The sequence below is a fragment of the Oceanisphaera sp. IT1-181 genome (genome assembly GCF_033807535.1).
Taxonomy (GTDB): domain Bacteria; phylum Pseudomonadota; class Gammaproteobacteria; order Enterobacterales; family Aeromonadaceae; genus Oceanimonas.
The window spans coordinates 1910744-1928991 of sequence record NZ_CP136856.1 but is presented as its reverse complement, the minus strand read 5'-3'; the positions used below and the strand labels follow the sequence as shown (position 1 = coordinate 1928991).

The 18248-nt window shown below is 50.3% G+C and carries 11 protein-coding genes; 7 read left to right on the top strand and 4 right to left on the bottom strand.

Annotated elements, in window-relative coordinates; genetic code table 11:
- Positions 1-78 precede the first annotated feature (78 nt).
- Positions 79-843 carry a triose-phosphate isomerase gene (gene tpiA / locus R0134_RS08650; RefSeq protein WP_319781477.1) on the bottom strand — a complete coding sequence of 255 codons (765 nt, stop codon included), beginning with the start codon at positions 841-843 and terminating at the stop codon, positions 79-81.
- A 261-nt stretch (positions 844-1104) separates the two neighbouring features.
- Complete coding sequence (locus R0134_RS08645; RefSeq protein ID WP_319781476.1) at positions 1105-1980, bottom strand: ElyC/SanA/YdcF family protein; 876 nt, start codon at positions 1978-1980, stop codon at positions 1105-1107.
- Between the two features lie 69 nt (positions 1981-2049).
- Between R0134_RS08645 and R0134_RS08640 the strand changes: the two genes are divergently transcribed.
- The 4 genes from R0134_RS08640 to mukB all read left to right on the top strand — a co-directional run bounded on the left by R0134_RS08640 (position 2050) and on the right by mukB (position 9784).
- Positions 2050-2847: a methyltransferase domain-containing protein gene (locus R0134_RS08640; protein ID WP_319781475.1), complete on the top strand. Its 798-nt coding sequence runs from the start codon at positions 2050-2052 to the stop codon at positions 2845-2847.
- Between the two features lie 352 nt (positions 2848-3199).
- Positions 3200-4525, top strand: a complete 1326-nt coding sequence (gene mukF, locus R0134_RS08635) for a chromosome partition protein MukF (RefSeq protein WP_319781473.1) — start codon at positions 3200-3202, stop codon at positions 4523-4525.
- Complete coding sequence (mukE, locus tag R0134_RS08630; RefSeq protein WP_319781472.1) at positions 4506-5231, top strand: chromosome partition protein MukE; 726 nt, start codon at positions 4506-4508, stop codon at positions 5229-5231. Before mukF ends, mukE begins: the two co-directional genes overlap by 20 nt.
- Positions 5232-5392: 161 nt before the next feature.
- On the top strand, positions 5393-9784 hold the full coding sequence (gene mukB, locus R0134_RS08625; protein WP_319784334.1) for a chromosome partition protein MukB: 4392 nt from the start codon (positions 5393-5395) through the stop codon (positions 9782-9784).
- Positions 9785-10579: 795 nt separating this feature from the next.
- Here mukB and R0134_RS08620 read toward each other — a convergent pair.
- Complete coding sequence (locus tag R0134_RS08620) at positions 10580-12097, bottom strand: MDR family MFS transporter (protein ID WP_319781471.1); 1518 nt, start codon at positions 12095-12097, stop codon at positions 10580-10582.
- Between the two features lie 290 nt (positions 12098-12387).
- Between R0134_RS08620 and R0134_RS08615 the strand changes: the two genes are divergently transcribed.
- Positions 12388-13185 (top strand): EAL domain-containing protein, encoded by a 798-nt coding sequence (locus R0134_RS08615; RefSeq protein ID WP_319781470.1) that lies wholly within the window; start codon positions 12388-12390, stop codon positions 13183-13185.
- A 68-nt stretch (positions 13186-13253) separates the two neighbouring features.
- Here the strand turns inward: R0134_RS08615 and R0134_RS08610 are convergent, their stop codons facing one another.
- Entirely contained in the window at positions 13254-15668 is a 2415-nt protein-coding gene (locus R0134_RS08610; RefSeq protein ID WP_319781469.1) for a mechanosensitive ion channel domain-containing protein, read from the bottom strand.
- Positions 15669-16201: 533 nt separating this feature from the next.
- Here R0134_RS08610 and R0134_RS08605 point away from each other — a divergent pair.
- On the top strand, positions 16202-17812 hold the full coding sequence (locus R0134_RS08605; protein WP_319781468.1) for a flavin monoamine oxidase family protein: 1611 nt from the start codon (positions 16202-16204) through the stop codon (positions 17810-17812).
- Positions 17813-17821: 9 nt separating this feature from the next.
- Entirely contained in the window at positions 17822-18226 is a 405-nt protein-coding gene (locus R0134_RS08600) for a cytochrome c (protein WP_319781467.1), read from the top strand.
- Positions 18227-18248: the final 22 nt, after the last annotated feature.

Here is an 18248-nt window from a genome sequence, read left to right as displayed (position 1 = left end):
TTGATTTTCTGTGCCTCTCATAAATAAAGAGGCGTGTTCTCGTGGCAAAGAAATCTTTAGTCTTGGTTTTAGCTGAGCTTAAGCGCCGGCGCGAATAATGGCAGCAAACTCGTCAGCGATCAGGGCGGCACCGCCTACTAGGGCACCGTCTATGTCGGCCATGGCAAATAAACCGGCTGCACTGGCACCTTTCACCGAACCACCGTAGAGAATTTGTATTTTAGCAGCAATGCTGGCGTCAAGATCTGCCAAGAAAGCGCGAATAGCGGCGTGCACGTTTTGTGCAATTTCTGGCGTGGCCGTTTTACCGGTACCAATCGCCCACACGGGTTCATAGGCGATCACCGCATTGCTGAAAGCCTCTATACCACAGTGATCAATCACGGCTTGCAGTTGGCGCTGAACTACGGCTTGGGTGTCATTGGCTTCAAACTGGGCGTCCGTTTCACCGATACACAATACGGGCGTTAAGCCAGCACGTTGCACGGCGGCAAATTTAGCGGCCACGGTAGCATCGGTCTCGTTATGCAAGGTGCGGCGCTCGCTGTGGCCCACCAATACATATTGCACATCAAACTCGGTATACATGATGGCCGAATTTTCGCCAGTAAAGGCGCCTTCACTGTTTAAGTCCGCATCTTGGGCGCCTAAAGCAATGGGGCTGTCGGCTAATAGCGTTTGCGCTTGGCCTAAAAATAACACAGGCGGGCACACGGCCACGGCCACAGTCGGGCACTCGGTGGCGGGAGCTTTCAGCGCCTTAATTAAGTCGGCAACCATGGTTTTGTTACCGTTTAACTTCCAGTTTCCCATTACTAAGATCTGGCGTCTTGTCTGTGTCATCTGTTGTTATTCCCTGTGCAGTCTGTGCAATAAATGGAGGCATTATAGAGGCAGGCCTCAAGCAAGACCAGCGCCCTGCGGGTAGCGGTACGTTAAAGACAACACCAATACCCTTTCGCCACGGAACCCACAGAATCCACGGAAAAATAGAGATTAAACCAAAACTAAATTATGGGTAAGACTAACCACTTCGGTGAGCGGTACGCTGTCAGTAAAAAGTAAGGCGTGAGGTGTATTAATAAGCCCTACAATAATATGTTTTTATAGCCTTGGCTTTACTTCCGTGGATTCCGTGTTCTTCCGTGGCAAAAAGTCACTATCTGTTAATGTTTTAACGTACAGTTGACGGCTTACCGCTTCTTTTAAGAGGCCGAGATACTCGTGCCAAGCGGTTTCGCTGCGTTCTAGATACCGCGCTTTAGGCAAATACGTGTAGAGCGGCAGCTTGGCGCGGCTTTCTTTGTGCTGAAGGCTCTCCTTCGCTAAATGGCCAACGGGTGCGGCCGTGGGGTGGGCACCTTGGTCGTTAAATAAGCGCATAGCACGCGGCATATGGCTGGCGGATGTGACTAATAATGCTTGTCGGCCTTTAATCAGCGGTGCTATGGCGACAGCTTCTTCAAAGGTGTCTTGCGGTAGCGGCAGTTCAATAATACGCGATTTATTAATACCAAAACTTTGCGCCACTGCGCTATAAAGCTCGGCGCTGGAGCGACCTTCACTGCCTGCATAACCACTGACAATTAACCGAGCATCAGGGTAGGCCAAGCTTAAATGTATGCCCTCACTAATGCGCGCTAGGCCGGCACTGCCCAGCTGGCTGAGTAACGGTAAGCTAAGGTCGGCCACTTGAGCGGCACCCAGCACGATAATATCTTGTATTGGGTCTGTGTTAGGAGTGGAGACATCCACTAAATAAGGCGGATGTTGCGCTTCAAGTGGGGCTATTAAAGCGTTGGCCACCGGTCGCGTTGACAGTAAGCACAGACTTATGATGGCGAACAGCACCAAGCTGACGCCGCTGCGTTTATGCTGTTTAAGCACTAACACTAAGCCAATAAGGCTGATGATTAACAGCAAGGGCAGCGGTAATAACAGGCTACCGAGCCACTTTTTCGCCAAAAAAACCGATCCCACGCACGCACTCATTTGTTAAGGCCCAAGGTTATGACAGAATAGCGGCCCCTGAGCCGTTAAGAAATAGCCGTGCAGTCCAATACTAATTTTGATAGCAAAGCCCAAGCGTTTTCCCGCAACATTTATGGCACCACTAAAGGTCGCATTCGTCTCGCCGTATTAGAGCGTGATCTCGATGCGCTCTTGGCAACCTTACCGCAGGGTAAAAAGCTGCGTATCTTGGATGCGGGCGGTGGCTTTGGCCCTTTATCTCAAGGCTTAGCCGCGCTAGGCCATAGTGTGGTGCTGTGTGATTTATCCGCCGATATGCTGGCGCTGGCCCGCGAGCAAGTGCAGGACAAGGGCATCTTGGGCCAGTTTGAATTTATTCATGCACCGATACAGTCTTTGATGGTGTCGGATATTGGTCAGTTTGATCTGATCTTGTGCCATGCAGTGCTAGAGTGGGTGGAGCATCAAGCTGAGCTATTAGCCTGCTTAGAAGCTTTGCTGGTGGACGACGGCCACTTATCTTTGATGTTTTATAATCGCGACGGGCTTTTATATCACAGCCTAGTGATGGGCCATTTTGATTACGTATACGCAGATTTGGTCAAAAAGCGACGTCAGAAGCTGACCCCAGGCTGGCCCTGTCGGCCGGAGCAGGTTAATGACTGGCTGCAGGCGCTGGGCTTTGTTATAACCGACCGCAGCGGCGTGCGCGTGATCCACGACTATATGGTCAATAAAACCCTGCGCGTGGAGCAGGCGGATGAAGTGATCGCTATGGAGTTAGCCCACGCCAAAATCGCCCCTTTTATGCACCTAGGCCGATATATTCATGTAGTGGCGCAGAAATCAGCGCCGAGCACCCAGCTAAGAGATTAAGACTAGAGATTTCTTGCCACGCCTCTTTGTTATGAGAAGCACGAAAAATAAGCACTAACAGAGCATGACTTACTGGTAATTCCTTACAATATATAATGTTTTATATTTTAAGGGTTTTGGTTTTCTTCCGTGGGTTCCGTGGATTCCGTGGCAAAAATGTTCTGTCGCTTTTAGGTTTTAATTTATAGCTGACCGTATACGGCTTACAGCTCCCCGAAGGGGATAATGATTACTTCAATGGCCGTAAAGAATGAGGCGTAAAATGTTAGGCGTTAGTGCCCACACGTTCTGTGTTTGGCCCCTCACACCTCACGTCTTACTCCTTACGGCTAAAGATAAAGAGAGCACATAAATGACAGACATGTCCCGCACCCTGCCGGACTGGATAGGTTGGGTGATAGAAGAGCAATGTCAGCTCAACCTGCCGCCCGAGCGGCTGGCGTTGTTGCTGGCGATTCAAGTATTTAGCCAAAATGGCGAGCAGTCTCAATTGTCTGAGGCGGACTTACAGCATGCCTTTAGCTTCGTAAGCAAAGGCTTCGGCCAAGTGGAAGAAACCCAAGTTAGCCGCGCCAACAATGCCATCAATGATTTAGTCAGCCAACGGCTGCTCAGTCGTTTTCAAGCCCAAGCGGGTGACGATGACAGCCTGTATCGCTTAACGCGTTTAGGCGTGGGTATCGTCGATTTCTTTGCCGCGCAAAGAGATGTTAGCCAAATTAAGCTGTCGTTGCAGCTGGAGCAAATTAGCCTAGATCTGAATAAGATTGCCGCCACCATGGCTGACAATCCCAATGATGAGCTGTGGCAGCAAGAGGTAGCAGGGCGTCTTACCTATTCGGTGGCTGAGCAATTGGCACGTATCGACGATACCCAACGCGCCATGGACGAGCAGCAAAATGCCGTTAAAGCCAATATTGCCGCACTCCTGCATAAAAACTGGCACGAGGCCATTGCTGCCTGCGAGCAATTATTGCGTGAAACCGGCCATACCTTGCGCGAGCTTCAAGATACGCTGGATAAAGCCGGCCATGGCTTGCAGCTCAGCTTATTGAATATTGAAGAGCTGTTGCAAGGTGACGCGCGCGGTTTGGCATTAGCCCCTTTATGCCAACAGCTGCAAGCGCGATTAGACGCCATTATTTTGTGGGGCAGCCAGTGTATTGAGCTGTGGTCACGCTACGACTTGCACGTACATCGCTTTATTCGTACTGCCATCGACATGGATAAAAACCGTGCCTTTAGTCAGCGCTTGCGCGAGTCGATTCGCCAATTTGAAGATCATAACTGGCAGTTGCGCATCGCACTGGCCGAGCCGCTGCTTGAGTTAAGAGCGGAAACGCTCGCCGCTTATGCGGACGAAGTCACCGGTGAGCTGCCAGAAGAGTTGGAATATCACGAGATGCTGGATGTGACCGCAGAGTTATCTGGGCGCATTCGTGAGCATCTGCAGCATTTTGCAGAAGATGGCCGCCCGCTCGACATGGCCATGGTGCTGAAAGGCTATTTAGCAGATTTCCCGCACTACCAACATTTTGATATTGCTCGCCTGCTGATTGATGAAGCAGTGAAGCTCGGCCACGCCAACGCTGAATGTGTAGGCGCCGCCCAGCCAGAATGGCAACGCATTAACGCCCACGGGGCCAAGGTACAAGCACATGTTATCGACCAATACTGAGTCTGCACTCGCACCGCGTTTGGCCTTGGCCATCGCCAATCCGTTATTTCCGATGCTCGACAGTCAGCTGCGCACCGGCCGCCACATTAGCGCCGACGAGCTGGAAGTGCACTCGCTGTTACAAGAATATTATCCCGAATTAGAAACCTTTTATCAGCGCTATCAAGTGGAACTGGTGCGCGCGCCTGAGGGCTTTTATTATCTGCGCCCGCGCTCCACCAGTGAGATTAACTCCTCGATTTTGTCTGAGCTGGAAATGCTGGTGGGCAAGGTGTTGTGCTATCTCTACTTAAGCCCAGATCGCCTAGTGAATGAAGGCGTGTTCTCCTTGCTGGACTTGCAAGAAGAAGTATTAACCTTGGCCAATGAAAGCGCACTGTTACGTATGGTCAATCAGCGCGCCGGCGGCAGTGATTTAGACCGTCGTAAGCTGCAAGACAAACTGAAAAGTGCTATTCGCCGCCTTAAGCGCTTAGGCATGGTGAGCAATGTGGGCACACAAGATAAGTTTCGTATTAGCGAAGCGGTGTTTCGCTTTGCCGCCGATGTGCGCACCGATGAAGATCCGCGTGAACTGCAACTGCGCATGATCCGCGACGGCGAGGCAGTGGCCGGTGATGACGAGGCTGATGAAGAGCAGCGAGATGAGCAAGATGCGGGATCAGCACAAGAAACCGAGCAAGATGATCAGGAGAATACGCTGTGAGCACTCATATAAATAATACGTCTGCGACCGATACCTTGCCTGAGAATGTGCTCGCTCATGCTAATGAAGAGCTGCTCACCCTGAGTGCGTCGCCCGAATTTGAACAAGAAGCCGAGCCTGCGGCGAGCGACTTTGTACGTGGTAAATTCCACTCGCTGACCATGGTCAACTGGAACGGTTTTTTTGCTCGCACCTTTGAGCTGGACACGCTTGTGACCACGCTTTCTGGCGGTAACGGCGCCGGTAAGTCCACCACTATGGCCGCTTTTATTGCCGCGCTGATCCCTGACTTAAGCCTACTGCATTTTCGTAATACTACCGAAGCGGGCAGTCAATCTGGCAGTCGCGACAAAGGCCTATACGGCAAGCTGCAGCGCGGCCATTGCTATTCCATGATCGAGATTAATACCTCTCAGGGCGAGCGCGTCTGGTTTGGTGTGCACCTAGAGCAAGTAGCAAACCGCGATAACAAGGTGAATCTCACCGCCTTTAGCGTGCGCGGAGCTAGTCTCGGTGACTTAGACAAGATTAAGCCCACCGAGCTGTTGTTAGCTCAGCTTGAAGACGGTCGTGGTCAGGTGCGCTCGCTCAATGAATTGAAAGCCGCGGCCATTGCTTGTGACCTGCAATTTACCCGTTTTAATACCGTATCCGAATATCACAACTTCTTGTTTGATGTGGGTGTCACGCCGCGCAAACTTAAAGATCAGCGCGACCGCGTTAAGTTTTATCGTCTGATTGAGGCTTCGCTCTATGGCGGTATTTCCAGCACTATTAGTCGCAGCCTTAAAGATTACTTATTGCCAGAAAACGCCGGTATTCGCCAAGCGTTTAACGATATGGAAGCGGCCATCTTTGAAAACCGCCGCACCCTAGAAGCGATTCGTGAAACCCAGCGCCAGCGTGATGTATTTCGCCAACTGATCACCGAAACCACCCACTATGTGGCGGCGGATTATGTGCGTAACAGCGCCGAGAAAAAGCGCCTGTCTGAGCAAGCATTATCGGCGCGCAAAGCCTTGACTCACGAGCGTAATATCTTGGCCGAAGAGCGCGAGCGGCTGATTTATCTGGCGGACGAGCTGGAGCAGTTGGGCGCCCACGAGCGCATGTTAACCCAAGAATTAGACATGGCTTCCGAGCACTTAGCGCGAGTATTAAACGGCGTTAAGCTCAATGAAAAAATTCAAAGCTATCAATATGAATTAGATGAGCTGGCCGAGAAGCTGGCCATTCAAGAAGAAACCTTAGCCGAGCTGCAAGACGAGCACGATCTGGCGGTTACTACTAAGGGTGCGGCGGATGAAGAAGTCGACAGCCTAAAAAGCCAGTTGGCGGATTATCAGCAAGCGCTCGACACCCAACAAACCCGCGCCATTCAATATCGCCAAGCGCGCAACGCCCTCGGCGAGGCGAAGGTGGCCTGTGGTTTACCGGATCTGACGCCAGAATCGGCAAAAACTGAAGAACAAGCCCACCTTGCCCAAGAGCAAGCATTAACCAGCGTGGTGCTTGAGCAGCGCCAGCATCTTTCGTTAGCCGAAGCGGCACGGGCCCAATACGATCATGCCTTAGCGTTATTAAAAGGCATAGACGCCAATGTAGAGCGGGCGCAGGCTTTTGTGCGCGCCAATCAATTACTCGAGCAAGGCCGTGAGTATCAGGCGTTGCTGGCGCGCGAAACCAGTATTCGCCAGCAATATGCCCAAGCGTCGCAAAACCTCGATAAGCGTCATAAAGCACAAGCGTTGCAAGCTGAATTAGCGCAGTTAGGCCGACAGGTGAATGACGCGGACGAGCTGGAAATGCAGCTCGCTGAGCTGGACGAGCAACGCATTGAACTGGAAGCCCACTTTGCCGATTGTGCCGATGAACAACGCCAGTTTCAGGCTCAGCGCAACCTTATTGCCCCCAAAGTGGCGGCACTGCGCGTTCAAGCACCGGCGTGGCATAAGGCTCAGCAGCAATTAGTTAGGCTGCGTGAGTTATCAGATTTGCCGTTATTGGACGCCTCTGAAGTTACCGCCGCCATGCAACAGGCTTTGCGTGCCGAGCACGGTGCCGAGCAGCTTAAGCAACAAGCGCTGCACACCAAGCAGCAATTAGAGCTACAAGTGCGCGGCTTGCACGGCGGCAGTGATGCAGATCCACGCCTTATCGCCTTGTGTGAGCAATTAGGCGGCACCTTACTGGCGGATGTGTATGACGATATCGCGGTAGAAGATGCCCCTTATTATGAGGCGCTGTACGGCCCGGCTCGTAACGGCATAGTAGTGCAGGATCCGCAAGCTGCCCTTGAGCAACTGCAAGCGCTAGAGTCTTGCCCTGCAGATGTGTATCTGATCCAAGGCAACCCAGATGCCTTCGATGAAGATGTATTGCACGCCACCGAGCTGGGTAACGCAATTTGGGTGAAAAACGGCGAGCGCCAATTGCGCTATTCGCGCTTTACCACAGAGCCCTTATTTGGCCGCGCGGCGCGCGAGGCGAAAATTGGCCAGCTGAATCTTGAGTTAGAAACCAGCAACGCTCAGTACGCCGAGTCGGCCTTTAATCAGCAAAAACAAAGTCGCTTGTATCATCAGCTAAGCGAATTTGTGAGCCAAGGCATGCAGGATGCGTTTGGGCCAAACCCAGAAGCCGAGCTCGAGCAACTCAGCGCCAGTCAAGCGCAGTTGGATGAAGAATTAAGTAACAGCCAAAGTGAACTGCAGCAATGGCAAGCCAAGCGTGAGCAAGTGCGCGGCCAACAAACGCTGTTGCAACGCTTATTGCCCTTGGCCGAGTACTTAAATGAGCCTGAAGCCGAAGCGCGTTTAGCGGCGGCCACTGCTGAACAAGATGCCCTGACCCAAGCCCGCGACTTTATGGCCGCACACGGCCAAAAATTAGGCCGCTTGGCGGAGCAAGTACAAGTATTACGCCAAGATCCCGCCGAGTTTGAGCAGCTGCAGCAACAAGTATTGGCAGCCGAAGCCGAGCTGACCGAAGCCCGCACCCGCACTTATGCATTGACGCAGTTAGTGGCCCGCTTGCCGCACTTGGCCTATGCGGATGCGGAGCAGTTATTAGATCAAAGCTCGGCCATGAACGACAGCTTAAAAGCCAAATTAGTGCAGGCAGAAGACGCCAGACGTAAGGCAAACATTCGTGTTGAGCAACTGAGCGGTCGCGTTACCGATGCACTGCAAGCACGCACCGCCTTGGTGACCGGCCATAGTGCCCGTAATCAAACTTTGACTGAATTTAAAGAAGAGTTTGCCGCACTTGGCATTAGCTTGTCTGACGACATGGAAGAAAAAGCGCTCAGTAATAAGCGTGAACGCGAAAGCGAATTGGTACACACCCGCAGCCGTCGTAGCCAAACCGAGGCTCAGCGCCAAGTGTGTAAGCGCGAGATTGAATCGCTCAGTCAACGCTTAGGCAAAGACGGTCAAGGCTATTTTGCTGCGCGCAAGGCGCTGGTCAATCATAAAGCCAATTGGGCGACCGTGGTGCGCTTAGCTCGTGATAACGATGTAGAGCGTCGCCTCGCTAAGCCCGAACTCGCTTATTTAGATGCTGATGAGCTGCGCTCTATTTCTGATAAAGCCTTAGGCGCGCTGCGCATGGCGGTGGCTAACGATGAAGAGCTGCGCGATGCGCTACGCATCAGTGAAGGCCAGCGCAATACCCTGCAAAAAGTGCAGTTTTATGTGCTGGTGTTTAGCCATCTTAAAGCGCGTATTCGCCACGATATTATTCGGGCCGACGACCCAGTAGAAGCGCTGGAAGAAATGGAAGTAGAGCTGGGCCGCTTAGCCGACGAGCTGCAACAGCGCGAAGGTCAGTTGTCGTTGTCGTCCCATGAAGTGGCGGCAAAAATTAATACCATCATTAGGCGTGAGCAAAACCGTATTCGCCAACTCAACCAAGGCCTGCAAAATATCAGCTTTGGTTTGGTGGGGGGCGTGCGCTTAAACGTGAATATTCGCGACACTTATGCCCGTTTGTTAGAAGCCCTGAGCGATAAAGAAGGCCGCCATCAAGACTTGTTTGGCAGCAAAGAAATGAGCTTCTCCGAAGCCATGGGCAAGTTGTTCCAGCGCATCAATCCGCAGCTTGAACAAGGTGATCGCAGCCCGCAGGTATTAGGCCAAGCCTTGCTGGATTATCGCAATTATTTGGATCTGGATATCGAAGTACAGCGCGGGGCCGACGGTTGGCTGCGCGCCGAAAGTGGCGCGCTGTCTACTGGTGAAGCAATCGGTACTGGCCAGGCAATTTTGCTGATGGTACTGCAAAGCTGGGAAGAAGAGTCCCGTCATTTGCGCAGCCGTGAGGTATTGCCGTGTCGCTTATTATTCTTAGATGAGGCGGCGCGCCTAGATACGCGATCCATTGCCACCTTGTTTGAGCTTTGCGAGCGCCAAGATATGCAATTGCTGATTGCCGCGCCAGAAAATATCAGCCCCGAAAAAGGCACCACTTATAAGTTGATCCGTAAGGTACACGGCAAGCAAGAACAAGTGCACGTAGTAGGCTTACGCGGCTTCGCCGGAGAGCCCGCTTAATCTTTATTATTAAGTGATAAGTTTTAGCCCCCGCAATGCAAGTTGCGGGGGCTTTTTTTATGATCAGATAAGATTAAAAATGCGAGGCAATTAATACTGCGGAACTAACGTGGGTTTTATCGTTGCAGGATCTTATACCAATCTAAGTAAAAATATGATCTATCTCATAATTTCGGTGAAGAGGGCTTCGACGGTGTTGCGAAGCAGGATGAACAGTTAGATTTCCAGAATGATATTAAAGATTCACCTGATTACCCATAATGATTAGCCATATCTCAATAATTATTAATGAACAGATTCAATAACTTACAGAGTGTCGCGCGCCTATTCTCTTGTAGGAGCCAATTTATTCGGCTCGGTTTTATGTTTTGGTTTAAATCTAAACCTCAGTAACAGCCAGCAAAGCTGGCCAGCCGAAGTCCTCTTTACCAAAGAGACGGGCTGCTACAAAACCCAGACCATTTGACCTTGGAGCCAGACCGGCAGCTACAAAAGAACAAACTGAAACAGGGCGCATAATAGCTGAGGTTCATAAGTAATCAGGAAGATTCAAGACTCCTTAGCCATGGTCTTAGCGCTTGGTTTTAACCTTGTAGGTAGCCTTGTTTTCGGTAAAGAGCATGAGCTACGGTTTGCCGTTTTTGGTGGTTTAGGATTTGGCGCTGCTTTAAAACATCCAGCTACGCTGGCCCGCTGAATAAATTAGCGGCTACGGAGTATGGTGTTTTTTGTTGGTGGCCGTCTCTTAGGTAAAGAGGACTTCGCCACGGTTTGTAATTTGGCTTTAGTTTAGTGTTAACAATCAGCAGTCACTGTTTCCGTTTGCTGGTTACTAAATTGTCTGGGGCTAACCGCTACCACCAATAGCACCAACAAGGCGACCACCGCTAAGCCCATATACAAGCCATAAATGGCATCAAACACACTGTGGCGCAGATAGAGCGCCACATCTGCGGCCAGGTCCGATTGCTGCAAGCTGACCACCACATCATCGATATCTTGAGGTAAACGCGCGCGCAGCTCATTGGGTGCCTTGGCAAGTTGTGTAGTCAAACTGCCATTAAACAGCGTACCAAATACCGCAATACCCAAACTCTGACCTAAAAAGCGCGAGAACATATTGGCACCCGTGACCACGCCGCGTTGTTGCCAGCCCACCGAGGCTTGCGCGCCCACCAATAAGGGCGTCGACAATAAACCAAAGCCAGCACCCAACAACACCTGATCTAGCACCAGCACCCAAATTGACACTTGATAGGGAAAGACTAAAAATCCTGCTGTCGCCAATAACACCAGCACACTGCCAATCAAGGCCGTATTACGATAACCAATGCGCAGATACAACTTGGCCGACAAGCTAGACGCCGCCGGCCAGCCCAAGCTAATGGCCGCCAGCACTAAACCGGCGCTAATGGCATTGAGCCCATACACGGATTGCGTAAAGGTTGGTAAATAAGCGGTGGGTACCATAATAATAAAGCCCATGCCGATCATGGCTAAATTTGCCCCCGCCAGTGCCGGATTGCGCCACAGCCAGCCTGGCATAATGGGCTCAAGGGCGCGAGTTTGTGTCCATACCGCAAACATCAGCAATAGAACGGCAATACCAAAGGCGGTGAAGCTGGCGCTTGAACCCCAAGCCCAAGCCGTGCCGCCTTGCATCAGTGCAAAGATTAAACTGCCCACACCGGCCAAGATGGCGGCGGAGCCGAGATAATCGATGTTGTGGCGCTTTTTCACCACGTCTTCATGCAAGAACGCCATCAGTAAGCCAATCGCCAGCAGGCCAATGGGCAGGTTGACTAAAAATATCCAGTGCCAGGTCAGATATTCCACAAAGGTGCCCCCTAACATGGGACCAGAAATGGCGGCTATGCCCCACACGCTGGACAAATAGCCTTGCACGCGACCGCGCTCTTCTAGGCTATATAAGTCGCCGGCCAAGGTGTTGATGGTGGCCATAATGGCGCCCGCGCCCAAACCTTGCAGCCCACGAAAGGCAATTAAACTGGGCATATCCCAGGCAAAGGCACAGGCGGCAGATCCCACTAAAAACAACGTACTGCCAAAGATCAAAATCGGTTTTCGACCGTATAAGTCAGCCAACTTACCGTATACGGGAATAGTGACGGTCTGCGTCAGCAAATAAATTGAAAATACCCAAGTAAACAATGAAAAATCGCCTAAGTCCGCCACGATTTGCGGCACTGCGGTGGATACAATGGTTACGTCCATGGCAGCCAGCATCATAAACAACATTAATGCAGTTAAGATCCAAGGTCGATGAGCCTGAGGGCGCTGTGTTTCGGACACGTTAATTCCTTAAAAAATTACCCATGGCTCAAGCAAGCTGCACAGCTTGTTTAAGCAGCAGGTTAATGAGATGAACACTATCAATACCTAACCTGCTACTAATGAGCAAGAAAGTAGGGCGATATGTATTTATCGCAGGGTAATGCTCACCTAGACACTCATATTCGCGCCCTTTTTATACCGCTTCGCTTGAGTAAGCTAGGCTGAGGTCTATAAAGCTTTGCTTAATCAGTAACAGCGGTGGCTTGTTATTAGGGTCTGTTGACCTTTAGCGGTACAAGGAGAGACTGATGAACGGTAAAACAGGAGGCTGCGAGCAAGTGTATTGTAGCCAATGTGTGAATAAAGAGGCGCTGGATTTTGATTTTACCATGGCGTTTCAGCCGATCATTAATTGCCAATCCTTAACCATATTTGGTTATGAGGCGCTGGTTCGTGGCCTAAATAATGAGTCGGCGTACTCTATTATTTCCAAGGTTAACGATGAGAACCGCTACTTATTTGATCAGCTGTGCCGAGTTAAGGCCATCGCTTTGGCAGCTAAGCTCGAGGTGAGCACTATGCTCAGCATTAACTTTCTGCCTAATGCTATTTCTCAACCTGAGCGTTGTATACGCACCACGCTTGCGGCAGCCAAAGAGCATAACTTTCCTATCGAGCGTATTATATTTGAGTTTACTGAGACCGAAAAGCTCGAGGATAATAAGCATATTCAGCGGGTAATTGAATATTATCAGCAGCTAAATTTCACCACGGCCACCGATGATTTTGGCTCGGGGTATTCCGGCCTTAATTTATTAGCGGACTTTCAAACCGATATTATTAAGCTGGATATGGAGCTTATTCGTAACATCCAACAAGATAAAGTACGCCAAGTCATAGTCAAAAATTGCCTAAGTATGTTTGCCGATCTTAACGTCACGCCACTGGCCGAAGGCATAGAAACCCTAGGCGAATATCATTGGCTGCGCGAAGCAGGTGTGGAGCTGATGCAAGGCTACTTGTTTGCCAAGCCCGGCTTTGAGTATTTGCCGGAGGTGAACTTTTCTGATTTGGTCGATACTTATGAACAGAGTAGTAGTGTCTAAGCTTTAAAAAACTAAAAAAAGGCCACGCAATTGCGTGGCCTTTTAACGTTATAAAAACGAACTAACGACTAACTAGTCGTCGTTGTCATTGGGGCATCATCACTGGGGTTTGATGCAGCACTGGATTTAGCTTTCAACTTCACACTCAAGGGCTTAGCTTGGCGTTCTTCAGTCGCAGCTAGCTCAACTGCTTGCTCCATAAGCTGCACGTTAGCCGCAGGTGCACTCCCTGCTTTATCGACGCCAAAGTAAACAGTACTGTGCGGGAACGGAATTTCGATACCGGCCTGCTCAAAGTACTGCTTCACTAAGCGGTTATAAGCGCGCCCTACGGCCCATTGCATACCCGGTGTGGTTTTAATGCGAACCCGAATATTCACCGAGCTGTCGGCCAAGGCCACCACACCCGACACTTCCAGTGCATCCAGCACTTCGTGTTTCATGTCTTTATTGGCGGCCAGCTCATCAAAGGCAAGCTGCAGCTGCTCAATGGCCGCGTCTATGCTTTCGCGATACGCCACGCGGTATACGCCTACATGGTAACCAAACTCACGCATGTAGTTAGACACCGTATCTACGCTGGAGAAGGGAATAATATGATAGGTGCCGTTTATATCACGTATGCCCACCGAGCGAATGCTTAAGCGCTCGGCGGTGCCAGTAATACCCGCTAAGGTCACTACATCACCGGTATTCATGGCATTTTCTATTTGAATAAATACGCCGGTAATTATGTCTTGCACCAGTTTTTGCGCACCAAAACCAATGGCCAAACCTAGCACACCGGCACCGGCGATCAGCGGGCCAATATTAATGCCAATCTGTGAGAGGGCAATCATAAAGGTCATGGTGGCCAAGGTAATGGCCAAGGCGTTTCTAAACAGCAATAACAGCGTTTGCGCGCGCGCAGAGGGCTGACCTGATCCAGTTTCGGGGTTCAGTTTATGCTCAATTAAGCTGGCCAATAACACCCATAGCAGGGCGGCGACCGCCAAAATAATGGCCACGGCAATCACTTTGCTCATTAGCTTGCCGCCAGCTTCAGACTCATACCAGGCGTTTAAATCCACGATGTACCAAGCGTTCAGCACTAACAGCACCGCCATGCTTACTATGAGTATCCGTAAAAAACGCAGCGCCGTTGGCACATAACTATTAATGCGTGGCTCCAGCAACGGCAGCTTACGGCGTAAATCGTCCGATAAGTTAATGTGACGGCCGATGGTTTGGCTGAGCAAGGTCGACAACAAAATTGCCACCACAATCACCGCCAGCGTTTTCAGCGTGGCATACAGCACAAAGGGCAGTGCTTCGGCGGGGCTGAGCAGGGTCAGCACAAACACGGTAGCAAAGTAGGCCAGTGCAATTAAATGCCAAGTACGGGATAACAAGATCAGGCTAAATTGCCCGGCAGAGAGGGTACTTTTTTCGGCTTGCAGTCGAATCGCCCGGCGCAGTCGCAGACGATTCTTTAGGATAACGATCACCGCATAAATAAAGGCCACCAGCATAATTAAGGTATTAATGGCCTGGCTCAAGGTGGGAGATACATTAATGTTGACCAAGGGCTCCAATACCATAACCCCATAGCCGACTAAGCCGATCAGCAGCGCAAACCAGCGGTTCCAGTAGCGGGCTTCTTGCCCGTTGATGGGCAATAAGCGCAAGCCGTCATAACCCGACGAGAACAAGACTCTTAAGCCGGCCTTCAATAACTCAATCACCAAAAAGGCATTTAAAAATAATGAAGCCTGCGTGGTGAGCTCACCGGTTTGGCCAATCACAAAGGTGGCAATCAAGCTACCCGCGGCATACGCCAAACCGAGTGCCAATACATCCACTACGGCCGCGACAGCCACCCCGACCACTAACCGCAAAACCGGCGTTTTGTTTGGGCTATTGGCTTCGTTGGTAGCTTTATCGTTATGAGTAACGGCATTATGTTCATGAATGCTTTCACTATGGCGTGACCAATGGCTTAAACGCGTAAAGATAGGGCGGGCCAAACGGCGTAACAGCCAAAATATTACCCAAGTGGCGATAATCACCAAACCCAGATTAATGCTGGCGCTAACAAACTTACTCATTTTAAAGTTGCCGTTATCGCCATCTATATCACCCATTAACAGTGATTGGATAACGTTGGCCAAGCTATGAAACTGCTTGCCCATATCACCGGCAATGTTGCGGGTGGTGTCAGCCAGTTGTTTCGTTTTTGAAGGCTCACCCGTTTGCTCGCTAGGCGATGCTGCGGGCGAGCCTTGCGCTGCTTGGGTTTGTGATGCAGGCAGTTTTTGCTGCTCAGACAGTAAGTGCAGTTGCTCAATAAGCTGAGTACGGGTTTGCTCATTTTCTAAAATTTCAGCAAGCGCCTCATAAGGTGCAGGAGAGGGTGTAGTCGCGCTTTGGGCATGCGCCACGCTCATTAAAGGAGCACAAAGCATCCATAAGAGCAGCAGCGTGAGAGATTTCAATTGGTTCACCAGTGGCCTCCGATCGGCGGTCAGCGTTATGAATTAGGAATGAAGATGCTGGCATTGCTTATACTTACAGCAGCAATGCGACGAGTTAGGGTAACACAGCATTTAGTGCCATGTTAGTTATCAAAGGCTTACGATTAATCACCACATAAAAAATACTAAGATCACTAAGTAGTTAGCTGTTATGAGCCGAAAACTTTCCCCTTACTGAGCGCAGTATTGATGCTCTCAATCTACCTATAACTTCTAGCTACAAAGGCAGACTAGTTTGAGTCATTTCGTTGGTTAATATTAATTCAGTATGTTCTTTAATCTGTTATTTGCTTTTATTTAGGCCTAGTTCACTGTTAGCAAGCTATTATTTAACGGTTTATAAACAAAAGTGCAACCTTGGTCTAAGCTCAGTTTTAAGCCAAGCTCTCACTACTCGGCCCTCACTCAGGTTAGGTAGAGCAACGGCATCAGCACAATATTTGCCAACCCTATGCCAAATAAATGGGGTGCTAACATGAAACAGCTGCTGGAGATAAACGAATATGGAACCCACTCGAGGTGTAAGTAGACGCGCAGTATTATCTTGGATTGGTAAAACCGCCGGCGCCGCCGCTATGTATCAGGCGATGACCACCTTAGGTTTTGCCAGTGAATCTAAATTTGATAAAGACAACTACCAACTCTCGGGCGAGGCCCCTAAAGGCTCGACCGTGTTGATCTTAGGCGCAGGCCTAGCCGGCATGACAGCAGCCTATGAATTACGTAAAGCCGGTTATCAAGTTAAGTTATTGGAATACAACCAAAAAGCCGGCGGGCGTTGTTGGACCTTAAGAGGGGGGGATTCTTACACCGAATTAGGTGGGGCTAAGCAAGAGTGTAAATTTGATGAAGGCTTATATATCAACCCAGGCCCGTGGCGCATTCCTTACCATCACCATGCAGTATTGCATTACTGCAAACAGTTTAACGTGAAGCTGGAAGTCTTTAGCCAAATTAACCACAACGCCTATGTGCACAGCACTAAAGCCTTTGGCGGTAAGCCAAAGCGCTATCGTGAGGTTAACGCAGACTTTCAAGGGCACATTGCAGAATTGCTGGCCAAGTGCGTAAACCAGAAAGGCCTAGACGATGCCATGAGCAAAGATGATACCGAGCGGCTGCTGTTAGTGATGCGCCAATGGGGATCGCTCAACGGTGACGACAAATACGTGAAGTCTGTAGAAGCCAGCTTAATGCGCGGCTACGATGTTATGCCCGGCGGCGGCCTAATGCCGGACGCCCAGCTGTCCGATCCCATGGGCGGCATAGAGTTGCTCAACTCTGACTTATGGAAGCACCTGCAAACGGGTAACCTGTTTGAATACCAAAGCACGATTTTTCAGCCCATCGGCGGCATGGACATGATTGCCAAAGGCTTTGAAAAAGAACTGGGTAGCCTTATTCGCTACAGCAGTAAAGTCACCAAAATCCATCAGGATGATAAAGGCGTTACGGTCAGCTATGTAGACAGCGAAAAGCCCGGCGACACCATGACCGAGTCTGCGGACTGGTGCGTGTGTACCATACCATTGTCTATTCTGGGCCAGATCCCCGCCAACTTTAGCGGTAAGTTGAGCAGTGCCATTCGCGCCGTACCTTACGATACCAGTGTGAAAGTGGGCTTGCAGTTTAAGCGTCGCTTCTGGGAAGAAGATGAACATATTTACGGCGGCATCAGCTACACGGATCTGCCGATAGAAATGATCAGTTACCCCAGCACCGATTATCACTCCGGTGGTAAAGGCGTGTTGCTGGGCGGCTATTTGTGGGATGAGAACTCTTACGAATTTACCGCCATGTCACCCGAAATGCGGGTGAAAAAGGCCCTAGAATATGGCGCACAAATACACCCGCAATACAAAGAAGAGTTTGATAACGGTATCGCGGTAGCCTGGCACAAAGTGCCGTGGACCAACGGTTGTTACGGCCTATGGACGCCAGAATCACGCGAAAAACACTATAAAAACTTATGTGAAATGGATAACCGTATCGTCTTAGCCGGTGAGCACGCCTCTTATATTCCTGCGTGGATGGAAGGCGCAATCTTATCGTCACTGGATGCCGTGAATCGCTTGCATGCTCATGCCCAAGCAGCCAAAAAAACTGAAGCTTAATAGGAGTTAATGATGAAAAAGTTAACCACATCCGCTCTTATGCTAGCTGCCAGTTCTTTGATGAGCGTTGGGGCGTTAGCAGGCACTCCCAGCGTCTCTGAGAGTGGCCAGTTTGAGCAAAAAACCGGTGAAGAGCTGTATAGCAGCATTTGCCAAGGCTGCCACATGGAAGACGGTAAAGGTGTGCACACGGGCGCCGGTTTTTATCCGGCCCTTGCTAATAATCCTAAGCTCAGCGCCGCAGGTTACCCCATTTATGTGCTAACCAATGGTTTTGGCGGCATGCCGAGTTTTAAGAGTTACCTCTCAGACGAGCAGATAGTGGAAGTTGTAAACTATGTGCGCACTCACTTTGGTAACGATTACCCAGAAAAAGTCACCCTAGAAGAGGTAAAAGCGGTGACTAAACGCTAAACTAAGCGGCGCCAAGCGAAAG